Raw genomic sequence first — 24258 nt, forward strand, 5'->3', positions numbered from 1 at the left:
TGAGGCAAACATACTCATAACAACAGAGAAAGAATAAAGTATCATGAATGGTTCATTGGTACTCCTTCATCTTGCCGGCGCTATTTCTTTACTTCTCTGGGCCACACGCATGGTGCGCACAGGAATTGAACGCGCCTATGGTGACAGACTTAAATATAAAATGTGCCACGTCATTTCAAAACCATTGTTTGCGGTAAGTTTTGGGCTTTTTACAGCAATGATTTTACAAAGCTCTACAGCAATAACGCTCCTTGTTGGTTCTTTCGTTGAATCTGGTTTTGTCTCTGGAGTAGCGGGACTTATGGCTGTACGCGGAGGAGAATTAGGATCAGCAATCGTTGTTAAAATTCTCACCTATGATCTCACACTTGTTGTGCCCCTTTGTCTTTTAATTGGCACTTGTATCTTCATGACAACAGAAAAACGTGAGTGGCGTCAAATAGGACGTATTGTCATCGGTATTGGTCTGTTAATTTTATCTTTAGAGATGATAAGTACAGCGACAGAACCTTTACGTGAAAGCGAAATTTTGCCTAGCATCATTCGTTATCTTTCAACCGATCCTGTTTCCACTTTTTTGTTGGCTGCTGGCTTAACCTACCTCTTACATTCATCTATTGCAGGAATCATTTTGCTGGTCAATTTTGCCAACTACGATCTTATCCATACGCAACTCTGTGTTGTCATGGTTCTTGGTGTCAACTTTGGCTCTTCTCTTATAGCACCACTTTTAACGCGCAACGCCTCTCCTAATACCCGCCTCGTTCCCTTAGGAAATTTACTCATGCGTGGGGCCGGTTCAATCCTTGTACTTATCTTATTTCTCTCCTTCCGCCCTCCCATCACATGGCTTGGCAATAACGCCCCTACTCAAGTGATCAACGCCCACATTATTTTTAATGTTTTCATTCTCCTTGCTGGAATACCGCTTTCAAAATGGGTTTTAAAATTAACCACTCAAATTGTTCATATAAGTGCAAAAAAAACGCAAGCCGACAAAACGCTCAATTTATCGGATCAAACAGCTCTTGATGACAGTGTGCTTGAACGCCCCTCTCTCGCTCTCTCGAATGTCATGCGTGAAGTCATTCATATTTGTGATCTTGTAGACATCATGCTAGAAAAAATCATGGGACTTTATGAAAATCCTGATCCCAATATTATTCGTGAACTCAACCAACTCAACACCATATTGGACAAAAAACATATCGCCATCAAACTTTATCTTGCACGATTAGCGGGACAAAAATTATCTGACGAAGAAGCTCTTCAAACGCAAGAACTTCTAGGCGCCTGTATAAAATTAGACCAAGCAGGCGATATCATTATTCATAATATGCTGATGCTGGTTAAAAAGAAACAACAAAAAGGTTTACAGTTCAGCAGCGAGGGCTGGAATGATCTCCTTCGTTTCCACGCCATTGTACTAGCCAACGCGCATATAGCATTTAACGTTCTTGTCTCACGTGATACACACACTGCACACCTATTGGTACAAAAAAAAGATCAACTACGAAACTTAGAAAAGGAGATGAGTTTAAAACATTTTAAACGTTTGCGTGAAGGGGATCTCAAAAATGTAGAATCATCCAGTCTTCATCTCGACACTGTCCGCGACCTCAAACAAATCAACTCTCTTTTGACCTCAATGATCTACCCCATTTTAGAAGAACAGGGACTTCTTCAAAGTTCTCGCCTACGCAACCCTGCTGAAGAACAAACAGAAAAACCTTAAACTTTTAAATAACTTGAATAAGAAATACATCACATCGATTACTCGATTTTGAATATGGTCAAGATACTGATTTAATCAAAATATTTTATTATTTGACAATTTAAATGAGCTTTCTGCATCGTAAATTTCTTTCATTTAAAATCTATTCATGATGAATTACTCAAAGTCATTTGCTTACACATTATAAACAAAGCAGCATGTAGAATAGAACTCTTGAAGAAAGACGTAAAAATGCCTAATCATCTCAAAGCCAAGACTGTTAAACACATAAAGAGAAAGTCAAGAGTATAATGGTTCCAACCTAAACTCTCCTTGTAAAAAGGAATTGCCCCACAGTAGCAGCAAAAACAGAAATACTCTATAAGGAATGCAAAACCCCACAAAAATGCAACATTTATATCAAGATTGGTAGAGACTCAACCTATACAGCCATTCTATAACGTGTCAACAAAACAGTTTTAATTTCATTTCAAACATCATTGATATCAATTGGCAAGCTCCAAACTTTTAAATATCTATTTTACTTATTGCTTTAATCACAAATCACAATTGTTTTTTTAAACTTAAGAGAGAGATTAAAAAAGCTTATAAATAAACTTTATGACTTTTTAAAACATTTTCACTAATATTTTCTTCTTTTATTCATATTTCTCAATTAATTAATTTATTTATAAATTAAAATGTGTTATATGTTTATACTTATTAAGTATTATTATGATATCAATGTAAATATTATTTTAATATAAAGGAAAATAATAAGTAAAATTTCTAACAGAAATATCCTTTTCACTGGATAAAAAGGGGATAAATCTTGATTTTTAAAAAGTTTACTCTAGTTACAATTTAAATTCAGGCAAAGGAGAGTATCATGGAAAATGCAAACATCGGTTGGATTGCTGCTATTATTATCGGCGGGATTGCAGGTTGGGCTGCACAGTATATTATGAAAAGCCAAACAGGAATATTATTAAATATTATCTTAGGGATTATTGGCGCTGCGCTAGCAAGCTTTCTTTTTAGTCTTTTAGGTGTAAATTTTGCTGGTTGGCTTGGCTATCTTATTTCAGGTTTTATAGGAGCCTGTATTCTTATATGGATAGTACAAAAAATTCGATCCTAGAGCATTTATTTTTTATACCTTTTGGGATTCAATAAAAAACTGGGAAACAACTAGAAAAATTTGAAATATTTCCCAGTAACTCGTTGTTACCAGTTTTGATATGATGGTGAGGTGCTTAAGCTGCGATTTTGGGCATACACCATCACCATATTTTAAAACGAAATGCAGTAAAGACCTTTATAACGCACCCATTTCATACCTATATAAACTTACGCATATCAGGAGAGATATGTTGCGTTATTTTAACGCAATACGAACCTATTTTTGTACAGTGCGCGCAAATCTAGCTCATCTTACTGTAATAACAATCCATAAGGTTACAAAAATCACTAACGATGATTAAAGACTCTACCGCATAGCACTTAACGCCTATACACTTCATCAACAATACCATTTTTACCGAAAAAATCGAGGAGCTCTTTTGCATTCTTAAGAAGTAAAGAGAGAAGGTAAGCAAAAAATGATAAAGAATTTTTTTCTAATCTGTGAAATAAAAGAATATCTAAAGTAGATATACTATAAATACATATGAATATAACTTTATTATAAAATGACTACATATTCTGTAATATGAAGTAATTTATTACAATTTAAATAATATAATATATTTTAAAGTTTTCAAAAATATATGTATTACTATAAAATTATTTATTATAAAGAATACGATCTTCTTTACATCTCAATTCAAAAGGTTTGAATATCTCTTCACTTTCCAAAGTATAAAATAAAGTTTTATTTCTCTTACAGTTTCCTCTTTATATCATCTTACATAGATGATTTTTTATATGCGTTACAAACGAATTTTAAAGCACAAAACATTTTTCCCATTGCTCTCATGCGATAAAGAAATTTCCGTAATGCATTGTGTGAAAGCATCTTGGATAAAACATAATACTTATTTTGCTTTTTTAATGAAAATGATCCTATAATATGTATTTTCCGCATATCTTCTTTTAAAGACCTTTGATATCTTCCTGTTAAAATCTTGCTGCTTTTATACTCCTTGTATTACAATAGAGCTATTTATTTTAGTTCGCCCAACATAACATATGGAATAAGACTTTAAATGTGGAGTAAAATGATGTCTGATCTTGAAGATTCCATCTTACCACCTCTAAAGTGGCTCTCTGATCAAAATCCTCCAATACCAGAAAATATTCGCGATTGGCTCATGGAATCGGGTTCAATGACGCTTCGATTAAAGAAATATTGTACCTGCCTCCAAGTTCAACCACAACGCGAATGTTTTATTACGCGAGATCAATTAACAGACGAAGCAGAGCATCTCCCCGAAAGTGCGCGTTATTGGCTACGCGAAATCATATTGATGGGAGATAATAAACCTTGGCTTTTTGGACGCACTGTAATTCCACAAGAAACCCTCCTACACAATCAAGCCTTGATGCATTTGGGAACTGTACCTCTAGGACATTATTTATTTAACCATGACAAATTAACCCGCGATTACATTCATATTGGTCAACAAGGTGTGCTATGGGCACGCCGTTCCCGTTTACGGTTAACGGGTAAACCATTGTTGCTAACTGAACTATTTTTAACAGATTCACCACTGTATCCCCACAAATAGAGATTACTCATTTTATTCTGCATAATTTATAGATTTTATATAGCTTATAAGGGATTTAATCAGAGAAAAGAATTTCAAAATCAGCTCAAAACACATTACAAACAAAGACTTATTTTAAAAATATCTTTTCATTTCATCAACTCAGCTTAAAAATGTCTTCTATAGAAAAAACGTTTTAAAGTTCTGATTTTCTTATCATTAAAACCAGCGCTTGAATTAAGAAGATACACACCATATTGATAAATATCATCTACATTTAAATTTCTTGCCGAATAATCACCACTCTAAAAATACGGCAACTCTTTATCAAAAAAATGCTTTGAAACAGCAAAAAAGACAACAATACACTCCCCAAAATTGGAAATCTGTATCAATTAGCTAATCATCCTATTTTAAAATTTTTAACAGTGCAGACAATAGATCTTTTTTAAAAAGTAGAAACTCTATAATTTTTTTGTTTTGTTAATGATCTAACAGCTTTGAAGAACAGAAAAATTTAATACATAAAAGATGTTTTTATTGCTCTATGAGCTCCAAAAAAGGTTCGTTTATTTCAAAAAATATTTTTTTGATAATAATTATGTATGTACAAGATAAATGACATTTATCAACATCCTACTGACTTACAAAAGCGACGCACAATAAAAAATATTTTCCAATCCCCTTGAATTAATAAGATCTATTGCAATTTTTTACGAAGACTATTGCACACTTTAGAAAAATTCATTTGCCCCGCATACCGTTCCTTAAGCCATGCCATCACCTTGCCGATATCGCGTAATTTTTCAGCTTTTGTTTGTGCCAAAGCTTCACAAAGAACCTGTTCTACTTCCATCTCCTTAAGTTGATAGGGAAGAAACTCACGAATAACTTCTATTTCTGCTTGTCCTCTCTCTGCCAATTCCAAGCAACCAGACTCTTTATAGACTCGCATCAATTCTTCACGCTGTTGAAGCATTTTAGTGAAAACAGACTGTATCTGCTGATCATCCACTTCTAACTTCCCTTGATCATAATAAAGAATATCACGATCCCTAACTGCAGCATTCATTAAACGAAGTGTAGCAAGACGCGCACTATCTTGCGCTTTCAAAGCAGCCCTAAGTGCCCCATCAATCTGGTTACGCAACATAAATTTATCCAATTTTGTTCAAGAAAAAAGTGCCTTTTAACCAATCTTTATCCATCTTGCAATGGAGGATAAAAAAATAATTAAGGACTCGATCTTCGAAAAGCTAAAACAAGACTTTACCTCTTCATGGAATGTACTTATACTGCCTATTTCAAGCGAAACATTACCAGAATAATATACACAGCATCTGTTAAAGGTATGATTTTTGTGTAAAGTTGATCATTATACCTTTCAGAGAATAAATTGTGGATACATACTATGATACAAACGACTTCACCCAGCAGCCCTTGGAGTATCAAAAAACCTACAGCCCTCTTAGTCTTAGCTGATGGAACCGTTATTGAAGGCAAAGGAGCAGGTGCTACAGGTATTGCTGAAGCTGAAGTGTGTTTTAACACCGCCATCACAGGCTATGAAGAAATCCTCACAGACCCGTCATACACACAACAAATCGTTAATTTTACTTTTCCTCATATAGGAAATGTAGGGGCAAATAGTGAAGATATTGAAGCTCTCACTCCTCTCAATTGTCATGGTGCTGTTGGCGCTATTTTCAAGGCAGACATTACACACCCCTCAAATTATCGTGCCAATGAAAATCTTCATCAATGGCTTAAAACGCGTAAAATTATTGCACTTTGTGGTATTGATACACGTGCGCTCACAATTCTTATTCGTGAAAAAGGTGCGCAAAATGCTGTCATTGCACATGATTCTAATGGAAATTTTGATATTCCTTCATTAAAGAAACGTGCGCAAAAATGGCACGGTCTCGTCAATCTTGACCTTACGAAAGACGTGACATCTCAATCATCAATGCAATGGGATGAAAAACCATGGAGCTGGAATAAAGGATACGGTACAAATAATGTGCACAATCTTCATATCATTGCAATTGACTATGGTATTAAACGCAATATTCTTCGCCTTATGGCAACACAAAAAGCACGCATTACTGTTGTACCTGCCCACACAACTGCAAAAGAAATTCTAGCAATGAACCCTGATGGCGTTTTTCTTTCTAATGGACCAGGGGACCCCGCAGCTACGGCTCAATATGCCGTTCCAACGATCAAAACGTTAATTGATCATAATTTACCAATTTTTGGAATATGTCTTGGTCACCAACTTCTCGCTCTTACGGTTGGTGCAAAAACCATGAAAATGCACCAAGGACATCATGGTGCCAACCACCCAGTTAAAGACCTCAACACTGGAAAAGTTGAGATTGTATCGATGAATCACGGTTTCGCCGTAGATTCTGCCTCTTTACCACAACATGTTCAAGAAACACATATTTCTCTCTTTGATGGTTCAAACTGTGGTATTCGAATCATTGGAAAACCAGTTTTTTCTGTTCAATATCACCCCGAAGCTTCTCCTGGACCACAAGATAGCCACTACCTCTTTCAGCATTTCTGTGATCTCATTATGAATTATAAAAAAATATCTTAAAATAAAATATCTCACCTTCTAGCTTCTCTCCTTTAAATTATATCATCTTCCCATACACAACTATATTATTTTTATACCTACAACTTATTGAATAAGTGTTATTATTTATCATTTTGCAACTAAAATGAGAGCACTGAATAGCTTGAATTTTTCTCATGACTCTCCTCTTAGAATTGTATTCATCAAAATCATTGGCTTCCCCTAAGCAAAATAAGTGTGTCAATAAAAACCATTTTTAAAAAGAGTAAAGTACCTAACCGTACCAAAAGCTCAGAGCTATCGGAACATTGGAAACTGGCAAAGTGAATGATTGGTGCTGCATCTTTTATATACGTAAAGTGAGTAGTGTACGGCAGATCTTATACCATTGACAGTGACTTTTACCTTATATTCTTTATTGGCACTATCATGAAATTGGCGCAAACACATTGAAAGCTATTCCTTCAAATAAGTATTGGATTCACAATACAATTTTAAGCATTATATTTTGCATGAGAAGCATAATTCCTATTAAAGAATAAAAAACTAAAGTGTGAGACCATGCAACAAATCTCTACTTTTAAAAAGATATTACCATAGATGGTTTTGAAAGCTGTAAAGCCGAATAAAAAAGTGATGGCAAAACAGGAAACGGTTTTTCAATTTTACAACTTTATATTCTTCCAAAATGAGTTTTTTTCGATTCTAGAAGTGATGCAAACAAATATACGCAATATTTTACTTCCAATTTGCCATATAAAATTTGGAATTGTTCGCACAGTACTAATACATCTAACGCAGATACGTTTTAATCTTTGTTTTCAATATGCTGCTGCATTAGCACTGAATATTAATTTGCAAGCAACAGAAAAAATACGGACTCTACTATACAAACAATATCACAAAAAACTTTTTACCTATAAAATGATGCATTTTGTTTATCTTGTGCATTCTCTAGCAAAATAGTACGTACCAGCTCTCCTCAACAAATTAACGTACCCGCAAGACAAAAATAACTGTCGCAACGACAAGAAGAAAAAAGCCTCCAACAAAAGGAGCACCAGAAAAATAAAACTGTGCATTTTTATCTGTAAAACATTCAAAAAGAAACACATAAAAAACAGAACCAAATATTAAACTTAACGAAATAACAGATGTCATCGCTCCTTGCAGTTCTCCTTGTACATTTGTTGGTACCTGCGCTGAAGCAATAGCACGTATAGGTGCATGAACAAGATATTCAAGCATTGTACACGCACAAACCATATAAACCATCCACCCCTGCGTCGCAAATGTATAGCCCAGCATAGCAACGGAGGCAAACAGAAGCCCCACTATAACAATATGCCAATCACTCCATCGTTTAGAAAAATAAGGCAAAATGAGAGCGACTACAATAAATTGGCCTATCCCAAAAACACTATAGGAGAGCCCAATAGAAAAAGAACTCCAATCATAGCGTTCTTTTGCAATGAAAGCCCAAATGCTTAACCATACAGATTCCGCAAACCAATAAAGAAAAAAGACCAATAACACCCAAAGAACCATCGGATATTGTTTCAGGTGCCAAAAAGCACCTAAGGGATTTGCCCGCTTAATATCAAAAAAGCGCCTATTCCATAGAGAAAGAGTTTCTGGAAGCATAACCCAAGAAAAAATAAAATTAATGAGTGAAAAACCAGCAGCAAAATAAAACGGAATACGCGGACCAAACTGACCTAAAAAACCACCAATAAACGATCCTAAAATAAACCCCAATGCGGATGCAACGCCTAACAGACCAAAATTGCGTGTACGGGTTTTATCATCGGATATATCAGCAAGATAAGCTGTACAAGTTGCAAAACTAGCACCACTCATCCCTGACAAAAGACGCCCGATAAATAACATAGAATAACTCCATGCTATAGCACATATGAGGTTATCAAGAGCAAAGCAGATAATAGAGAGAAGCAAAATAGGACGACGACCATAACGATCAGAAAGATTGCCAATAACAGGAGCAAACAAAAACTGCATCACTGAATAAGCTGCAAGTAATTTTCCTCTTTCTACAAAAGATGTACTGATATCTTTTCCAGTTAATTGAGAAAAATATTCAGGCAAAACAGGACAAATAATCGCAATGCCAAGAATATCTAACAATAAAGTGATGAACACTAAAACGAGCCCACGCTGAACAAAATTCGGGTTAAGCATTTGGTCTTGCATAACATACACACTATTTTACGCATACAATTACTCCCCCGCTATCTTTTTACTCCCTTTTCCTTTTAAAAGTATTCTATACCATATACTTGTCACATATAAAATAATAACAAAGTAAAAATTTAAGTAAGAGTCAAGATAAAAATATAAAATTACATTTTAATTGGTATATCTTTGTCAAAGCATAAAAAATATTTTTTTGCATTATACGAACAAAATATTTGTGCGACCAACTCATAAACAAAATTTCATGAAACACAGAGCATTTCCAATAATTTTAGATACATTATGATAGATTTTATCAGACATCATTTCCCCTTCTCATACCAACGTTTTCAGGAATCTCAATTCCACTTGATACGTTAGATATCCTCTAGCAATTGAAACCTTTTAAAAGATAAGCTCTTAAAAAATTTTCTTACCCTCAGAATGTGCTATAAGATTAAAGCAGCATCACCCGAATAGCTTAACAACGTAAAAAGCTCATCATATTTTTTAAAAATATTCATTTGACAATCATTTTATTTAAAAAATAAGTATATTATAGAGAAATATTCTTTGATTCTATAATCTTAGAAACTATTCATATTGCTTGCAATTTGTGTAACCTTAAAAAACATGATTATATCTTTATATTCATTGATGCTCTTAATGATTATATGCTACCGTTAAATCTAATGATAATCATGATACGCATTTTAAAAATAGCACTTTTAGAAACAGTTAGTCATGAATTGTTAATGCAAAAATGGTGTATAGAATGCGAAAAATATCCCTATTAGTTCTCATTTTAATATTGGTAACAGGATGTGATGTTCAGGATTCTGATTCACAAGAGAGTATTTTAGGAAATAAAATAAAAACACAACAAACAACCAACGTAAACTTAGATCCTTATACTCTAAATAAATTAAATGCTCTTCTCAAAAAACGTTCAGAAACAAATTATCAGGAAAAAGGGGCACTAATTGGCTTTCTTTCTGAAGCTTTTTTAGGGACACCTTACCAAGCAAATATGTTACATGGCTCAGAAAATACACCAGAAAAACTGATTATTGATTTTAGAGGCTTAGATTGCTTCACTTATCTGGATTATGTTGAAGCATTGCGCAAATCAACATCCCAACCAGAATTCATAAATAACGTCATAAAAACGCGTTATATTAACGGTAATGTTCATTTTTTAAATCGCAAACATTTTTTTACAGACTGGGCTTATAGAGAATATAAACTCGCCACTGATATTACCGCTGAAATAAGTCCCCATGCGGTAAAAATAGAAAAATATCTCAACAAAAAAGCTGATGGTGAAAGCTATCTACCTGGGTTGCCAGTTGTGAAACGCACGATAACATATATTCCAAGCAACTTTATTAATGAGGAGGTTATAGGTCGTTTACAGTCTGGTGATTTTATTGGTATTTATACGAAACTTGCTGGATTGGATGTAACACATGTGGGCTTCTTTATCATGACAGATAAAGGTCCAATATTAAGAAATGCTTCTTCACGAAAAGCAAACAAAAAAGTCGTTGATTCTCCTTTTATGGATTATGTTGCAAAAACACCAGGAATCATTGTTTTAAGAGCTCTTTAATAACATTATAATGATATGAAATATCTTCTCTATTCTTAAAATATATACCATAGTTATTTAGGTAAACATCTAACTTCGTTCAAGCTATACGGATACAATATATTTGTTTACAGTTTTTAGAGAAAAAATTCGTTTTGATCTAACTTTGTTTATAGGTATGATAAAATCACTTGTGACGAAATCACGGATTTGTAATCACTTTTACTGGTTGAACCATAAAGACAGGCAAAACTCTACTATAGTATCACGCTTTCCTTTCATATTCTCAACCAAGAGTTATCTATAGATTACCGCTAATCTGATCTTTACGAATATAACGCAAAAGACATAGACGAACGTTTGTAAAAATAAGTAAAAGTAAAGCCAGATATGTTTGGTTGTTGTCTCATAAAGTATTTTATAAAAATTCGATCTATCTCTCTAATTTATTGCGTATAAATTTTTGACTTTATAGCATTGTTTTCCTCATAAAGTCTTTGCTTTTTCTTGTTGTCTATACATTAAAATAGCCCTGATGTAGCAGCATATTTATGATTAGGATGCACCAATACTGTACGAGTCATTGTAAAATTTTTGATGTCAGATTGGAATGAAAATATGAAGGCATCAATTAAAAACCAGTTTCTATCTTTAGCATCATTCTTTAGTTCAACTTTGCGATTTTCTAAAGCAACGACAATAATATCCTTTAAAGAATAGAGATATGAGCATTATTTTTTGTTTTTTTCATTCTTTAATGAGTCCCCCATTATTCATGCAATAAAGAACACTTAAAACAAAACACATTTTATCGATAAAACAACACATTTATTAGCAACAATAATGATGATTAATCTATGATCACAAACTTTAAAATTCTATTCATAACTTTTATATAAAATTTATAATTAAATCTCATTAAACTTATTACGAAAGCTTCATTCCTCTTCGCCCTAAGAAACGAAACATCTACTCCCGACAGTCTGTAAACAATCCGTTCTCTTAAGTGAATTTAAGCTGCTAACCATTTCATGAGATTCACTTACACAAGAATACACCGGCAAGCCCTATTTTGAATATTTACTCCACACTCTAAAAACACTTAAAAGATCAAATTTTATATGCCTTATCTCACCACACCTTAAATGACAGTGTTTTAACGAAATAGAATAAATCTTGCTTAAATACTCTGTTTAACCTTTTATAATTGATTGATGCAAAAATTAAATCAACGAAAGAGATTCATTGTATTTTCGAGAGGTATGAATCGCCCCATCATAAAAAAACAATCTCCATAACATGACAGGCAATTTGAAAAAAATCTTTTTATATAAAAGGTATCACCGTTGTACCGGGAGGCAATTTTGCCTCATCTTCAGGCTCGACATGAATAGAAATACGCACATTATCAAATTCTTTTTGAAGAACACCTTCGATTTTATCACAAATCTTATGTGCTTCTCCTACCTGCATTACAGCAGGCACAACCAAATGAAACTCTATAAAAGTAACCCTCCCAGCAACACGCGTCCGTAAATCATGAACCTCAAGCGCACCAGATGCATTTGCAGAAATCAGCTCCCGAATCCGCATGCTTTCATTCAATTCAACGCCGACATCCATTAATCCCTGAATAGCATTTCTAATCACCTTCCAGCCCTGTAAGAGAATATTAACGGCAACGATTATCGCTAAAATTGGATCTAAAACTCCCCATCCTCCTACAAAACCAGCAATCAGACCAATTAAAATTGCAAGCGAAGTAAAAACATCTGTTATAAAATGGACTCCATCAGCTTTAAGAGCCGGTGAGCGATGATGTTTTCCCTGCCAAATAAGGACCATTCCCCACATACAATTTATGACAGTTGCAATAAGATGAATAACAAGCCATATTCCAGGCTTCTGCAATAATTGAACGGTAGAAAGAGCTATCCATGCTTCTCTTAAAATAACAATTGCCGCAATAATAATGAGTATCCCTTCAAGAATTGCGGAAAAATATTCCGCTTTATGATGCCCAAAGGGATGATCCTGATCCGCTGGCTTCATACTCACTTTAACAGCCCACCATGCTGCCGATGACGCAAGGATATTAACTATTGATTCCAATGCATCAGAATAAAGTGCAACCGAACCTGTGATGTGATATGCCCAATATTTCAAAGCAAAAACAATACACGCAATAAAAATAGAGTATAAAGTTAAGCTTTGTATATTGATTTTTACATCCATGAGCCTCATCCTTTTCTTCACGAAATAGGGAATTAATATTTTCAACCATATCATTATACTTTTGGCATATCGACGATATTTCCTCAATATTACAGAAGCTTCATCATACAATAAACGCCCCAGCTCACCATTATTATCGTAAAAACTGCTCAGTTACACGAACAGCACCAATAAAGGAAGAAGAAAGGAAAATAATAAACAAAGAGCTTTCCCAAGAGCAATCAAACACATCATCTTCATTATTAATCGTTTTCTGAATAACTTAAAGCCATTTCACATCTCATAAACAAAAAACTTGTTTTTGCTCAAATGTATCATGATCATGCGTTATTTTTCAGTCTTATGATGTGCATTATAACCCATCTATAAGCCATCTTTGCACCTTAGAAAAATATCTTAGCGCTCTACTGTAACCTTACAGATCAACTGGATTTTAAAATATGATTTACTAAAAAATTGAGATATAAAAAAGAAGAACAGTGATACCCTCAAAAAAAGAATCTGGGCATTGGGGACCCAGATTCTTTTCCCTTAGAAATTAAGGGCATACAGAACTTGGGAAATAGCGGGGACCCAAGACACTGCACCCGATACGAGAAAAATATATGATTCCGTACCAGTGTTTTTATACTATACCTATGGTTGTATATTGTCAACATAAATTCTACCATAAGTTTTAAAATAATGTTTTTTTATCTCTTTTTTTTAAATAAAATAAATTCTAACATCTGGAAATCATAAGAAAAAAGCACTAAAAATCTCGCATGCATTTGAATATCATAACAATCAATGAAACAGATGATCCACGTCTAAAAGCCTATCATAATATCCGTGAAAAAGATCTTGTTGGACGGCAACATCAATTTATTGCTGAAGGCAAAGTAACCTTGTCCGCATTACTGCACTCGAAAGAGTTTTCTGCCATCTCACTGCTCACCGTAGCAAACCGTCTCTCTGGACTTCTACCGCTTTTAGAAAAAACACAGCCTCTATGTCCCATTTATTGTGTTCCACAAAAAGTCATGGATAATATCACCGGCTTCCATGTTCATCGTGGTGTCTTGGGTATTGGTAAACGCAAAACACTGCCATCCTTACAAAGTTTTCTACAACATCTTCCAGAAAAAGCTTTGATTCTTGTTTTATGTGGTATCTCGAATCACGATAATATGGGATCAATTTTTCGTAATGCAGCAGCCTTTGCCAGTAATGGCATTATTGTCGACAAAACCTCATGCGATCCACTTTATCGTAAATCAATAAGAGTTTCTGCCGGCGCTGCTTTAAAAGTACCCTATACGCAAAACGCTGATATAAATGACATTATAGCTGCTCTAAAGGATAAAAGATTTCATCTTTATGCACTCTCCCCTTCTGCTTCACACACTTCTCAAGCAAGCCAACAAAACTAAAAGAATGGCACTTATTTTTGGAACAGAAGGCGATGGCTTACCGCCCCATATACTACAACAATCAAAAACCTTACGTATTCCCATGACTAACGGTTTTGACAGCCTTAATGTTGCCACAGCCTCAGGTATTGCACTTGCCCATTTTACCAACTTTGACCACTAAAAATGATAACACTTTAAGTTGTAAAACATATCCAATGTTGTATGTTATTCATCAGTCCCAATAATGTTGCTGTTCCCTAGCATTTGAAAGCATTGATTAAAAAGCATTTTATATTTTTCTTATCAATGCTTTCCACACCCTAACCCCGCTCATGACGTGCAAAAGACATAATTTTGATGGATCCAATCATAAAACAAACTCTCAATGAGAGAACCTTCTGGAAGTCCCTCATTCAAGTTTAAGGTTAAAAATTATCGTTATAAATCAATTGACTATGTTTTACGAAGCTGTTGTTTTAGTTCAGAGGAAACAGAATCTTTTGTTTCGAGATTGCATAAAACGCGCTTTAACATCATTTCAGTATCGGCCGCACGTTCTGAATGTGTTACAAATCCTCCCCCAAGAATACGTGCCTCATGACCATTTCCATCATAAAGAACGCAAGCTTGCCCTGGTGCCACAGCATTTTCACATTCCAATAAATCAACGGAAAAAATACCTTCTTTATAATGTAAGCGCGCAAGGTGAGGAGGACGCGTTGAACGCACCTTTACAGCTACCTCAATACCTTGAGAAGGAAATTTATCTAACGACTCATCACCAAGCCAATTCACATCACGTAAAAAAAGCTTATGCGTTTCTAACATTTCACGCGGTCCAACAATAACACGTGCATTTTCCACATCGAGATAAACTACATAAAGCGCTTCACCCGTTGACACCCCAATACCACGACGTTGACCAACCGTATAATTAACAATTCCCGAATGTTTACCTAAAATCTTTCCATCAATATGGACAATAACGCCAGGATTAGCGGCTTCTGGACGCAGTTTTGCGATAACATCTGAATATTTTCCTTGTGGAACAAAACAAATATCCTGACTATCATGCTTATTGGCAACCACAAATCCCATTTCTGCTGCCATTTCACGAACGCGGGCTTTTGGAAGATCACCAAGTGGAAAACGCAAATAATCAATCTGTTCTTGTGTCGTTGCAAAGAGAAAATAACTCTGATCACGATCATTATCGAGAGGACGAAAGAGTGCTCGATGCGCTCCGTGGGAACGCGAACGAATATAATGTCCCGTAGCCAAAGCATCTGCCCCCAATTCACGTGCTGTTGCTAATAAATCAGCAAACTTAACCGTTTGATTACATGCAATACATGGTACTGGTGTCTCTCCATGAGCATAGCTTTCTGCAAAAGGGTCAATAACAGCTTCGCGAAAACGCTTTTCATAATCAAGAACATAATGCGGTATTCCTAATGTTTCTGCAACGCGGCGAGCATCCTCAATATCTTGTCCTGCACAACATGCCCCCACCCGATGCGTTGCTGCCCCATGATCATAAAGCTGCAACGTAATGCCAATAACATTATACCCTTCCTTTTTCAAAAGACCTGCAACAACCGATGAATCAACCCCCCCCGACATTGCAACAACAATGCGAGAATCCTCAGGTTGTCCTGGTAAATCAAGACTGTTTAAAAACATGTATTCATTCTCTATTTAATGCTCTGTTTAATGGCTACCCATATGTTAACATTTTGATGTACGCTCTTCAGCACTTTTACACGATTGATTGTCTTTATATTGTTTTTTTATCTTTTCCACAACCATAGGCATTACTTTCTTAAAGGCTGCTGCAAACAAAAAAAGAATGATAGAAATAAGGCATAATGGCAATCGTTTGGGAGAAAACCTTTTTTGCTCTTTTTAAAATCTGAAAAATATTACAAGAAGCTCTTCTACACACTTCACTTAAACTTCTTTTTACGTGCTCAATCACTTTATTAATTTTTTCTTTCAGCGTGTTTAGCTCTTTTTTAAATTTCATGCTCTATAAACGAATCAAGTCCTTGACTAAAGGTAGAGGATACGAATGACCAATTTGATAAAAACACAAATGAAATATGTTATTGGGCCAGATGGAAGTCCGCTTACAATTGCCGACCTACCGCCGCAAACAACACGACGCTGGGTGATTCGTCGCAAAGCTGAAGTTGTTGCGGCTGTCAGAGGTGGATTGTTAAGTCTTGACGAAGCGTGCCAACGTTATACTTTGACTGTAGAAGAATTTCTTTCATGGCAAAGTTTGATCGATGAACACGGTTTAGCGGGATTACGAACGACCAAGATTCAAAACTACAGGCATTAAGTTGCCATTAATTACGATTCGATAACATAAAAAAACTTATAAAACAGCCAAATTTGATAAAAATTTGGCTGTTTTATACTATACCCAAAAGATAAATCTGAAAGAATGGATTTTTCAATAATTGCTTTTATCATCCAACCATTGAATTAGATTGAATCAAAATATCCTCATCATCCGCAGCAATCTTCTTTTCTCGTGCTTCCAAAAGCTGTGCACGTTGCAGCTCTGTATTAGCTTCATGGAGAGCAATTTCAGCGTTTGTTTTTTGAAGCTGTAAATCACGAATTGAATTGATCAGATTATCACGTCTTTGCCGCGCTGCACGCGCAAAAGCAGAATAAGCGAAATGGTGAACATCATTGTTTCCAGATTTACGTTCTTCATTAGTAATCTGTGCTTCCAGCTCTAACACCATTCGTTCAAATTCTGCGATCATCATCTCAAGCTGTGCAATTTCACGGCGTTTTCCACGCACTTGAAACATCCTCAATCGCACCATATTTTCTCGCGGCTTCATACTCACTACTCCTTGATTGCGCCAACTCAAAACTCGCATTCACACCCAATAAATATCTTTTAGTTATATGTCTATCCGACAAAAACAGTCTATTGACTTGAAATTATAATAATTTTCGCCTTTCATTAAAGCATCTGAAAATACAATCTGCTTTAAAGAGCAATAACTATTTCTTTACTTTTCCCTCCATTATAAAATGAAGAGGTTTAAAGCTCAGTAAATAAACACTGAAATTGTAAAAAAGTAATTTATAATGCTCTTTTACAAATTTTTTTAAGTTAAAGTTTATAGAAAAAGCCGTTCTTTTTTTATTATGTTAAAAAATATGCGATTTTTCTAAAATAATTTTGTAGCCTCTTTCAAAAATAAAAATATTTTGTTAACCACTATCATGGATAGTGGGGAATTTAGTAGTGATTGTTACGCGTACTACTGAAATATACATAAACACTTTGTTATAAGTGTTTGATTTCATGAATTGTTTTTATAACAGTGGCTTTGCTAACTGATTATAAAATAGAAATGCTCCTTATGATTCGTGAAGGAGCGAAGTGAGGGATCTAAAATGCGCGTATTATTAATTGAAGATGATAGAGCAGTTACTCAAAGCATTGAGTTAATGTTAAAGTCAGCTAACTTTAATGTTTATATCACTGATCTGGGTGAAGAAGGTATCGATTTAGGAAAACTCTATGATTATGATATCATTTTGCTTGATCTGAATTTGCCCGACATGTCAGGATATGATGTCTTGCGGACTCTAAGGTTGGCAAAAATAAAAACTCCTGTCCTAATCCTTTCTGGTATGAATGCCATTGAAGACAAGGTCCGTGGTTTTGGCTTTGGAGCTGACGACTATATGACGAAGCCTTTTCATAAGGATGAACTCATTGCACGTATCCATGCAGTTGTTCGTCGTTCTAAAGGGCATGCACAATCGGTTATTGTTACCGGTGATCTCACTGTTAACCTTGATGCAAAAACCGTCGAAGTTGCAGGGCGCCCCGTTCATTTAACCGGAAAAGAGTATCAAATGCTAGAGCTTCTCTCTTTACGTAAAGGTACCACCCTTACTAAGGAAATGTTTCTCAATCATCTCTATGGTGGAATGGATGAACCAGAACTAAAGATTATCGATGTTTTTATCTGTAAATTGCGGAAAAAATTGGAAGCAGTCTCTTCTAGTGTAAATTACATTGATACAGTTTGGGGACGTGGTTATGTATTACGTGATCCAGTTGAAGAGAACGTACGAAAAACCGCTTAAGCAGTGAAAATGCACTTTGTAAAATCTCGGAGTGTAGCGGGCCGAGATTTTTCCCGAGATCTGTTCTCTGTTAAAAGTAGAAAACTCGCACACCAAGAATCTCATATAGAAAGCGCTTAAAGCTTAAGAAGTAACCACACAGAATTTACACATATAACCCTATTGCTCATAAGTTCAATCGAAGCCACTTTTCCCAACACGGCTTAAGCGCTTCTCTCTTATTCAAAGCTTTTTTACACTTTCTAAAACAATACAATGATCACTTTCATCAATATTTATTTTCATCTCTGTCATCTGAGAAAGTAACATTGTGTAATAAAATTGGATGACATGTGCATCAATAAGCTCTTCTTGAACTTCTCCACGAAATAACGCAAGAAAATGAGGGGGTATACGGAGAGTTTTACCGAAAACCTCAAATCGAAAAGAACGTTTATTTTCTTCTTGCAAAATCATAACAACAATTTCACCACCACGAGAAACTGTTGCGTTTGCAATCAATAATAAATTAAGCAAAAGTTTAACTTCATCTTTTGGTAACAATAAAGAAGAAGCTTGCCATTTTAAAGTTGCTTTTTCTTCTTTCATATATTGTTGAGCAACCTGCTCTGCAGCCCGTGTATCTATTTGTCCTCCACTTGCACCAGCAAAACCAAAAGCCAATCGCGCAAATTGTAGACGTGCAGCAGCACTCGCAACGGATAAACGCACCAATTGTAAAGCATCTTCTTCAGCTCCTCCTTCATCATAAAGCTCCATTGCATTTTGAATAGCCCCCACAGGTGAAATCAAATCATGGCAAATGCGACTACAAAGCAAAGCAGCAAGATCCATAGGCTTCAAAGAAATATCTAACTTCATAATGATTGAAAACTCCTAGATTCAAAAAAACAAACTTTATTTTAAAGAAAAACTCTTAATATCTGATGCATAGTAGGAAACATTAACAATCATGCTAAAAAAATTTCAGAAATAAATTCAAGAATTTAAATAACCTTATATCTTATTTTTTATTTGAATAGAATGAAAATTCTAATATTATCTTTTTGTTTATCACTAATAAAAGGAGAAAACTTCATGGCTCTCTCTCTGCTCAAATACTGGTACAAAAATATTATATCTTTAATCCTCCTTTTATTCATCACCATAAACACTGCAGATGCTCAACTACAACCAATAGAGCAAAATGAACCCCATTATTCACTCCAAGAAATTATTGATTCTGGTCATCTTTTTTTTGGAAAAACAGCTAGTGGTCTAGCTGTTGCAATTCAAAATATTTTTTCACAATACGGTTATCCCAATGCCTATATTTTAGGAGAAGAAGCTTCTGGTGCCTTTTTTGCTGGATTAACCTATGGCGAAGGAAAGGTTTTTACCAAAAGCTATGGTCAACATAAAGTTTTTTGGCAAGGTCCCTCAGTAGGATGGGACTTTGGCGGCCAAGGCTCCCGTTTAATGATCTTAGTTTACAACCTTAATAGCATAAATAATTTATGGAAACGCTATGGCGGTATTTCAGGTTCGGCCTATTTAATTGCAGGTGTTGGTTTTCATGTCCTCAAATACCATAATACCTTGTTAATCCCAATACGTACAGGAATCGGCGCACGCCTTGGTATCAATATAGGATATTTAAAATTAACACCTAGACCGACATGGAATCCGTTTTAAACGTATTCTTATTTGAAAAGGGGTATTATGCTTATTCAATCGTTTCTTTTTTTTATTCTTGGAGTTGCTTTCACTTCTTGGGTACTGGTGCTTTTGTCTCCTTTTATTTGGCGTAAAGCCGTTCATTTTGCGTATAAAGATGTTTGTGCGCAAATGCCATTATCACTCGCGGAAATAGAAGCAAATCACGATTTTCTTCGTGCACAACATGCTGTAGAATTAGCAAAAAACCAACAAAAGTACGAGTTTTTGCAAAAAAAATACGCCCAACAAAAAATACAACTGAGCCAAATAACAGAACAATTTTATCGGCTATGCCTCCCCATACAAGACACTCTCACCAAAGAAGCGATAGCAATCAAACAAAATATCGCCACAATACACACTTTCAAAGGAAAGAAAAATGATGCGTGAAAAAATCGCACACTATCAGCAACGTTTACAAAAAATCCAAACTCATGAGCTTGACACGACTGCTAACCACCAATTGCTGGAAGAACTCCGTGAAGAAACAAAAGAACTTGCAGCAACATTGGCAGCTCAAATAGCGCTACAAGAGGGGAATACATCACCCATCAATACATTGATTCAAAAATCAAAAAACAAAAATGACCTCGCATCACGTATTCGCAAAAAAATCACTTGTCTCTCCAAAAGCTCTGTTAAATAAGTTATCTTTTAAAACACCTTGAATGAAGAGTAAAACCAACAAAGGTTCATTGTAACTTTCATAACCCAAATCCTTTTTATTAAACGTGACTTTCTTGCTAAGCTAAACGACAAAGTTTCTTAACCCATACCGTTCTGTTAAAAAGCATCTTCTTGTCTAGCAGATTCCACTTGCTAATCATATCACCGCCCTAAAGGACAACATTTCATAGGTCCTAGAAAGCAAATAATACCAAAAACATTGGTCACACGCTCTAACAAAAATACCTTCTAAGATGGGTCACCAATAGAGCTCTTACGATAATTTTAAGGATAAAACACGCTCTCAAGAGTGATAAAAATCTCTTATTTTTTGGATAATCATATCCTGATCCGTTTGTGTCAAGTAAGGATGCATTGGTAAACTTAAAACACACTCTCCTAAAGACTCTGAAACAGAAAGGGAATCTTTTACATAAGGAAAGTGTTTATAAGCTGGCTGTTGATGTAACGGAGTTTTATAATAAATCATTGTAGGGATAGATTTTTTTTGTAAAAAATCTTTTAATTTATCACGTTCTTTTACCTTAATCGTATATTGTGCATAAGCAGAACGAATATTTTCTCCTATTTCTGGAACTGTAACAATATCTCTTAAGCCATTGGAATAGCATTGAGCAATTTCTACACGCTTTTCCATTTCATCTTCAAAGATCGCAAACTTTTCTAGTAAAATTGCAGCCTGAATGCTATCTAAGCGCGAATTCATGCCAATACGTACATTGTCATATTGCGTTTCACCTTTACCATGAAACAAAATAGAGCGTAAAAGTTCTGCAAAATGATCATCATTGGTCATCATAGCGCCTCCATCGCCATAACATCCTAATGGTTTTGCAGGATAAAAACTTGTAGCAGCCACATCACCAAAAGCACCGCACATAGTATTACCGCTTCTTCCACCCATAGATTGAGCAGCATCTTCAATTACAAAAAGATTTTCCTTTGCAGCCACTTGAGCAATTTGCACATAGTCAGCAGAAAGCCCAAATAAATCAACAGCAATAATAGCCTTTGGCTTTAAACGTCCCTCTTTTTTTACCATTTCGATAGCGTAAGAAAGTTTTTCAACATCAATATTGAATGTATCAGGTAAAACATCAACAAAAACAGGCTTAGCCCCCACTAAAGCAACCACTTCAGCCGTTGCTGAAAATGTAAAACTAGGACAAAACACAGCATCCCCTGGACCAATATTTTTAGCCATAAGAGGCATCTTCAAAGCATCTGTTCCATTAGCACATGCAATCACATGTTTAACGCCAAGATATTCTGCCAATTTCTCTTCAAATTCTGTTACTTCTGGTCCCAAAATATACTTACCACTAGCGACCACATGTGCAATTGCAGAATTAATTTTATCTTCAATACGCGCACGCTGCGCCCCAAGGTCGATGAATTGCATATTAACTCCATTGATCATCACAAGAATGCAAAAGCGCTACCTATCTCTTTTATCTATCATAATTGACACCAGCAGCTGTTAAAATCCGTAAAACCGCAATAGCATCATCACCATTTGTACAAGGTGATTGACGCGTTTCAATACAATGAAGAAAGTGCCGTAATTCGCAAGTAAGCGGCAAATCTTCACAAACATCAATATAATTCAGCTCATCCATGCTAAAAGCCCACTCTTGATTTTCTTTCCAAACGGCAAAATGGTGCATTGCCAATTTACGGCTCCACGGTTCCATATCATCAAAAACGAGCATAGCTTTTGTTCCAACAACAGTTAAACGTCTCTCACGATAAGAACTCAAGCGTGAAGTAAAAAGATGACTACGCACACCATTTGGAAAAGTCATATGAATATGAGAAAAATCAGAAATCTGATCAACGACAGCAGCCCCCTCACCGCGAATTTCGGAAGGTTCACACCCTGTCAACGCCAAAATCATTGAGAGATCATGAGGCGCAAGATCCCATAAAGCATCGCTGTGTGTGTGAAATTTTCCAAAGCCTAATCTATGAGAATAAATATATCGCACATCTCCCACTTCTCCGTTTTTCACCAATTCACACATTTTTTCAAAAGCCGGATGAAAACGTAAAATATGGCCCACCATAAAAACTCGCTCATAAGCCTCAGCCTCCTGAACTTGGCGTTTAGCATCAGAAACATTCAAGGCTATTGGTTTTTCCACCAAAACATCTTTACCATTTTTAACAGCACGGAGCACATTTTGCGTATGCAATTGTGGCGGCAGAGCTAATACCAGCGCATCAATATCTCGATGCGTAAAAAGATCATCTGGTGTAACAAGCTCTACACCATACATCGTTGCAAAACTAGCAGCACGATCATTATCAATATCAGAGACTGCTGCCAAAGCCCCGAGAGAATGGAGTGTCCGTATATGATTTTCACCCCAATGACCGCATCCTAAAACCGCTACACGTGGCACCATTTTCATGCCTTACCCTACTTTATCATATAAAATTACACTTTTACATATCGAGGATAAAATAGAATGACAAGAGAAAAGCTTAAAAACGATGCTTGACATCTTACTATTCTACCCCTTATATCCGCAAAAGATGTAATTCTTTACAATTATGATTGCTTATTTTGTATGATTGCTTATTTTGGCGGAGTAGCTCAGTAGGTTAGAGCAGAGGAATCATAATCCTTGTGTCGGGGGTTCAAATCCCTCCTCCGCTACCATTACTTTTTTTGTTGTGTAGTTTTAGCTTGTCATTGGTGTATGTATGTAGCTTGCCAGCGGATTTTGTATATTTTGCCACTAGGTTTTGTACCAATTTATTTTTTCTCAAAGAGTTTTTAAGTGGTTCTCAAAGGGTCTTCAAAGACCTTTCAAAGATCGTTTAAAGCCTCTTTTCTTTTCTGCTCAAAATCGCAATTTGAGATGATCAATCAAATTGACTGATGATTTTTCTGTATCCTAAGCACATTATTCAGGACATTATTAAAAAGAGAAGCGTTTAAGGAATTGAGTAGACATTACCTTATTGCTGTACTCATGCAATTGGTGCAAGTTGCACCTATTCCTCATCACGACCGATCAAAGGGTCAAGTTGTCCCTTTGATTTTTTGTCACTCAGAGTTTTCCTTTTCTCTTGTTTTTTTTCCCTTGTCCGGTGCTTCGAGTGTAATTTCTGTGGTGTATCCGCTTTGTTTCTCATAGCAGTGGGTGACAGTGGAAGCTTTCCATGGACCATTGATTTCGCCACGAAACCCTTGCAATAAAAGAGGTTGATCCGCCATGATTTCTGGTCGCCCCGCAAGGGTCAAAGAACCACTGCCCACAGCACGACAAAGTCGGTCTGATTCTGATGCAGCAGCAGCCAAAGCCTCTTCC

General features: G+C 35.6%; 17 protein-coding genes, 1 tRNA gene and 3 pseudogenes. 11 read left to right on the top strand and 10 right to left on the bottom strand.

Translation table 11 applies throughout. The features are described from left to right. The first annotated feature begins 43 nt into the window (after window positions 1-43). From ACFIK8_RS05095 to ubiC, 3 genes are all read left to right on the top strand, one after another. Entirely contained in the window at window positions 44-1735 is a 1692-nt protein-coding gene (locus ACFIK8_RS05095; RefSeq protein WP_375636142.1) for a Na/Pi cotransporter family protein, read from the top strand. Between the two features lie 868 nt (window positions 1736-2603). Further along, window positions 2604-2855, top strand: coding sequence for a GlsB/YeaQ/YmgE family stress response membrane protein (locus ACFIK8_RS05100; RefSeq protein ID WP_375636141.1), 252 nt, complete (start codon window positions 2604-2606; stop codon window positions 2853-2855). A 1078-nt stretch (window positions 2856-3933) separates the two neighbouring features. Next, a complete protein-coding gene (gene ubiC, locus ACFIK8_RS05105) occupies window positions 3934-4443 on the top strand; it encodes a chorismate lyase (protein WP_375636140.1) in 510 nt (169 codons plus the stop codon). A 679-nt stretch (window positions 4444-5122) separates the two neighbouring features. Here the strand turns inward: ubiC and ACFIK8_RS05110 are convergent. After that, on the bottom strand, window positions 5123-5575 hold the full coding sequence (locus tag ACFIK8_RS05110) for a GatB/YqeY domain-containing protein (protein WP_015856668.1): 453 nt from the start codon (window positions 5573-5575) through the stop codon (window positions 5123-5125). Between the two features lie 258 nt (window positions 5576-5833). On the opposite strand from ACFIK8_RS05110, the gene carA reads away from it, so the two are divergent. Then, window positions 5834-7030, top strand: coding sequence for a glutamine-hydrolyzing carbamoyl-phosphate synthase small subunit (carA, locus tag ACFIK8_RS05115; protein ID WP_375636139.1), 1197 nt, complete (start codon window positions 5834-5836; stop codon window positions 7028-7030). Window positions 7031-7999: 969 nt separating this feature from the next. Here the strand turns inward: carA and ACFIK8_RS05120 are convergent. Next, entirely contained in the window at window positions 8000-9220 is a 1221-nt protein-coding gene (locus tag ACFIK8_RS05120; protein ID WP_375636138.1) for an MFS transporter, read from the bottom strand. A 757-nt stretch (window positions 9221-9977) separates the two neighbouring features. On the opposite strand from ACFIK8_RS05120, the gene ACFIK8_RS05125 reads away from it, so the two are divergent. Then, on the top strand, window positions 9978-10814 hold the full coding sequence (locus ACFIK8_RS05125; protein ID WP_375669010.1) for a DUF1460 domain-containing protein: 837 nt from the start codon (window positions 9978-9980) through the stop codon (window positions 10812-10814). Window positions 10815-12119: 1305 nt separating this feature from the next. On the opposite strand, the gene ACFIK8_RS05130 is transcribed toward ACFIK8_RS05125, so the two are convergent. Next, window positions 12120-13028: a cation diffusion facilitator family transporter gene (locus ACFIK8_RS05130; protein ID WP_375636136.1), complete on the bottom strand. Its 909-nt coding sequence runs from the start codon at window positions 13026-13028 to the stop codon at window positions 12120-12122. 764 nt (window positions 13029-13792) lie between these two features. Between ACFIK8_RS05130 and ACFIK8_RS05135 the strand changes: the two are divergent. Further along, window positions 13793-14603, top strand: a pseudogene (locus tag ACFIK8_RS05135) (TrmH family RNA methyltransferase). Between the two features lie 272 nt (window positions 14604-14875). Here the strand turns inward: ACFIK8_RS05135 and mnmA are convergent. Beyond that, complete coding sequence (gene mnmA, locus ACFIK8_RS05140) at window positions 14876-16105, bottom strand: tRNA 2-thiouridine(34) synthase MnmA (RefSeq protein ID WP_375636135.1); 1230 nt, start codon at window positions 16103-16105, stop codon at window positions 14876-14878. A 139-nt stretch (window positions 16106-16244) separates the two neighbouring features. Continuing rightward, window positions 16245-16448, bottom strand: a complete 204-nt coding sequence (locus ACFIK8_RS05145; protein ID WP_375644802.1) for a hypothetical protein — start codon at window positions 16446-16448, stop codon at window positions 16245-16247. A 45-nt stretch (window positions 16449-16493) separates the two neighbouring features. On the opposite strand from ACFIK8_RS05145, the gene ACFIK8_RS05150 reads away from it, so the two are divergent. Then, window positions 16494-16769, top strand: a complete 276-nt coding sequence (locus tag ACFIK8_RS05150) for a DUF1153 domain-containing protein (RefSeq protein WP_015856675.1) — start codon at window positions 16494-16496, stop codon at window positions 16767-16769. A 130-nt stretch (window positions 16770-16899) separates the two neighbouring features. Here the strand turns inward: ACFIK8_RS05150 and ACFIK8_RS05155 are convergent, their stop codons facing one another. Beyond that, window positions 16900-17286 carry a flagellar export protein FliJ gene (locus ACFIK8_RS05155; protein WP_375636133.1) on the bottom strand — a complete coding sequence of 129 codons (387 nt, stop codon included), beginning with the start codon at window positions 17284-17286 and terminating at the stop codon, window positions 16900-16902. A 565-nt stretch (window positions 17287-17851) separates the two neighbouring features. Here ACFIK8_RS05155 and ctrA point away from each other — a divergent pair. Beyond that, a complete protein-coding gene (ctrA, locus tag ACFIK8_RS05160; RefSeq protein ID WP_015856677.1) occupies window positions 17852-18553 on the top strand; it encodes a response regulator transcription factor CtrA in 702 nt (233 codons plus the stop codon). Window positions 18554-18775: 222 nt separating this feature from the next. On the opposite strand, the gene chpT is transcribed toward ctrA, so the two are convergent. Then, window positions 18776-19414, bottom strand: coding sequence for a histidine phosphotransferase ChpT (chpT, locus tag ACFIK8_RS05165; RefSeq protein WP_375636132.1), 639 nt, complete (start codon window positions 19412-19414; stop codon window positions 18776-18778). 216 nt (window positions 19415-19630) lie between these two features. Between chpT and ACFIK8_RS05170 the strand changes: the two genes are divergently transcribed. Beyond that, a complete protein-coding gene (locus ACFIK8_RS05170) occupies window positions 19631-20227 on the top strand; it encodes a DUF1134 domain-containing protein (protein WP_375636131.1) in 597 nt (198 codons plus the stop codon). Between the two features lie 27 nt (window positions 20228-20254). Beyond that, window positions 20255-20897, top strand: a pseudogene (locus tag ACFIK8_RS05175) (hypothetical protein). 324 nt (window positions 20898-21221) lie between these two features. Here the strand turns inward: ACFIK8_RS05175 and ACFIK8_RS05180 are convergent. Both ACFIK8_RS05180 and ACFIK8_RS05185 read right to left on the bottom strand, forming a co-directional pair. Beyond that, on the bottom strand, window positions 21222-22340 hold the full coding sequence (locus ACFIK8_RS05180) for a DegT/DnrJ/EryC1/StrS family aminotransferase (protein ID WP_375636130.1): 1119 nt from the start codon (window positions 22338-22340) through the stop codon (window positions 21222-21224). 49 nt (window positions 22341-22389) lie between these two features. Beyond that, complete coding sequence (locus ACFIK8_RS05185) at window positions 22390-23346, bottom strand: Gfo/Idh/MocA family protein (protein WP_375636230.1); 957 nt, start codon at window positions 23344-23346, stop codon at window positions 22390-22392. A gap of 180 nt (window positions 23347-23526) precedes the next feature. Here ACFIK8_RS05185 and ACFIK8_RS05190 point away from each other — a divergent pair. Further along, window positions 23527-23603, top strand: a tRNA-Met gene (locus ACFIK8_RS05190). A 390-nt stretch (window positions 23604-23993) separates the two neighbouring features. Here the strand turns inward: ACFIK8_RS05190 and ACFIK8_RS05195 are convergent. After that, window positions 23994-24258 (bottom strand): annotated as a pseudogene (locus ACFIK8_RS05195) (late control protein); the annotation flags it as partial.

This window comes from Bartonella sp. MR168JLCBS, assembly GCF_042194175.1.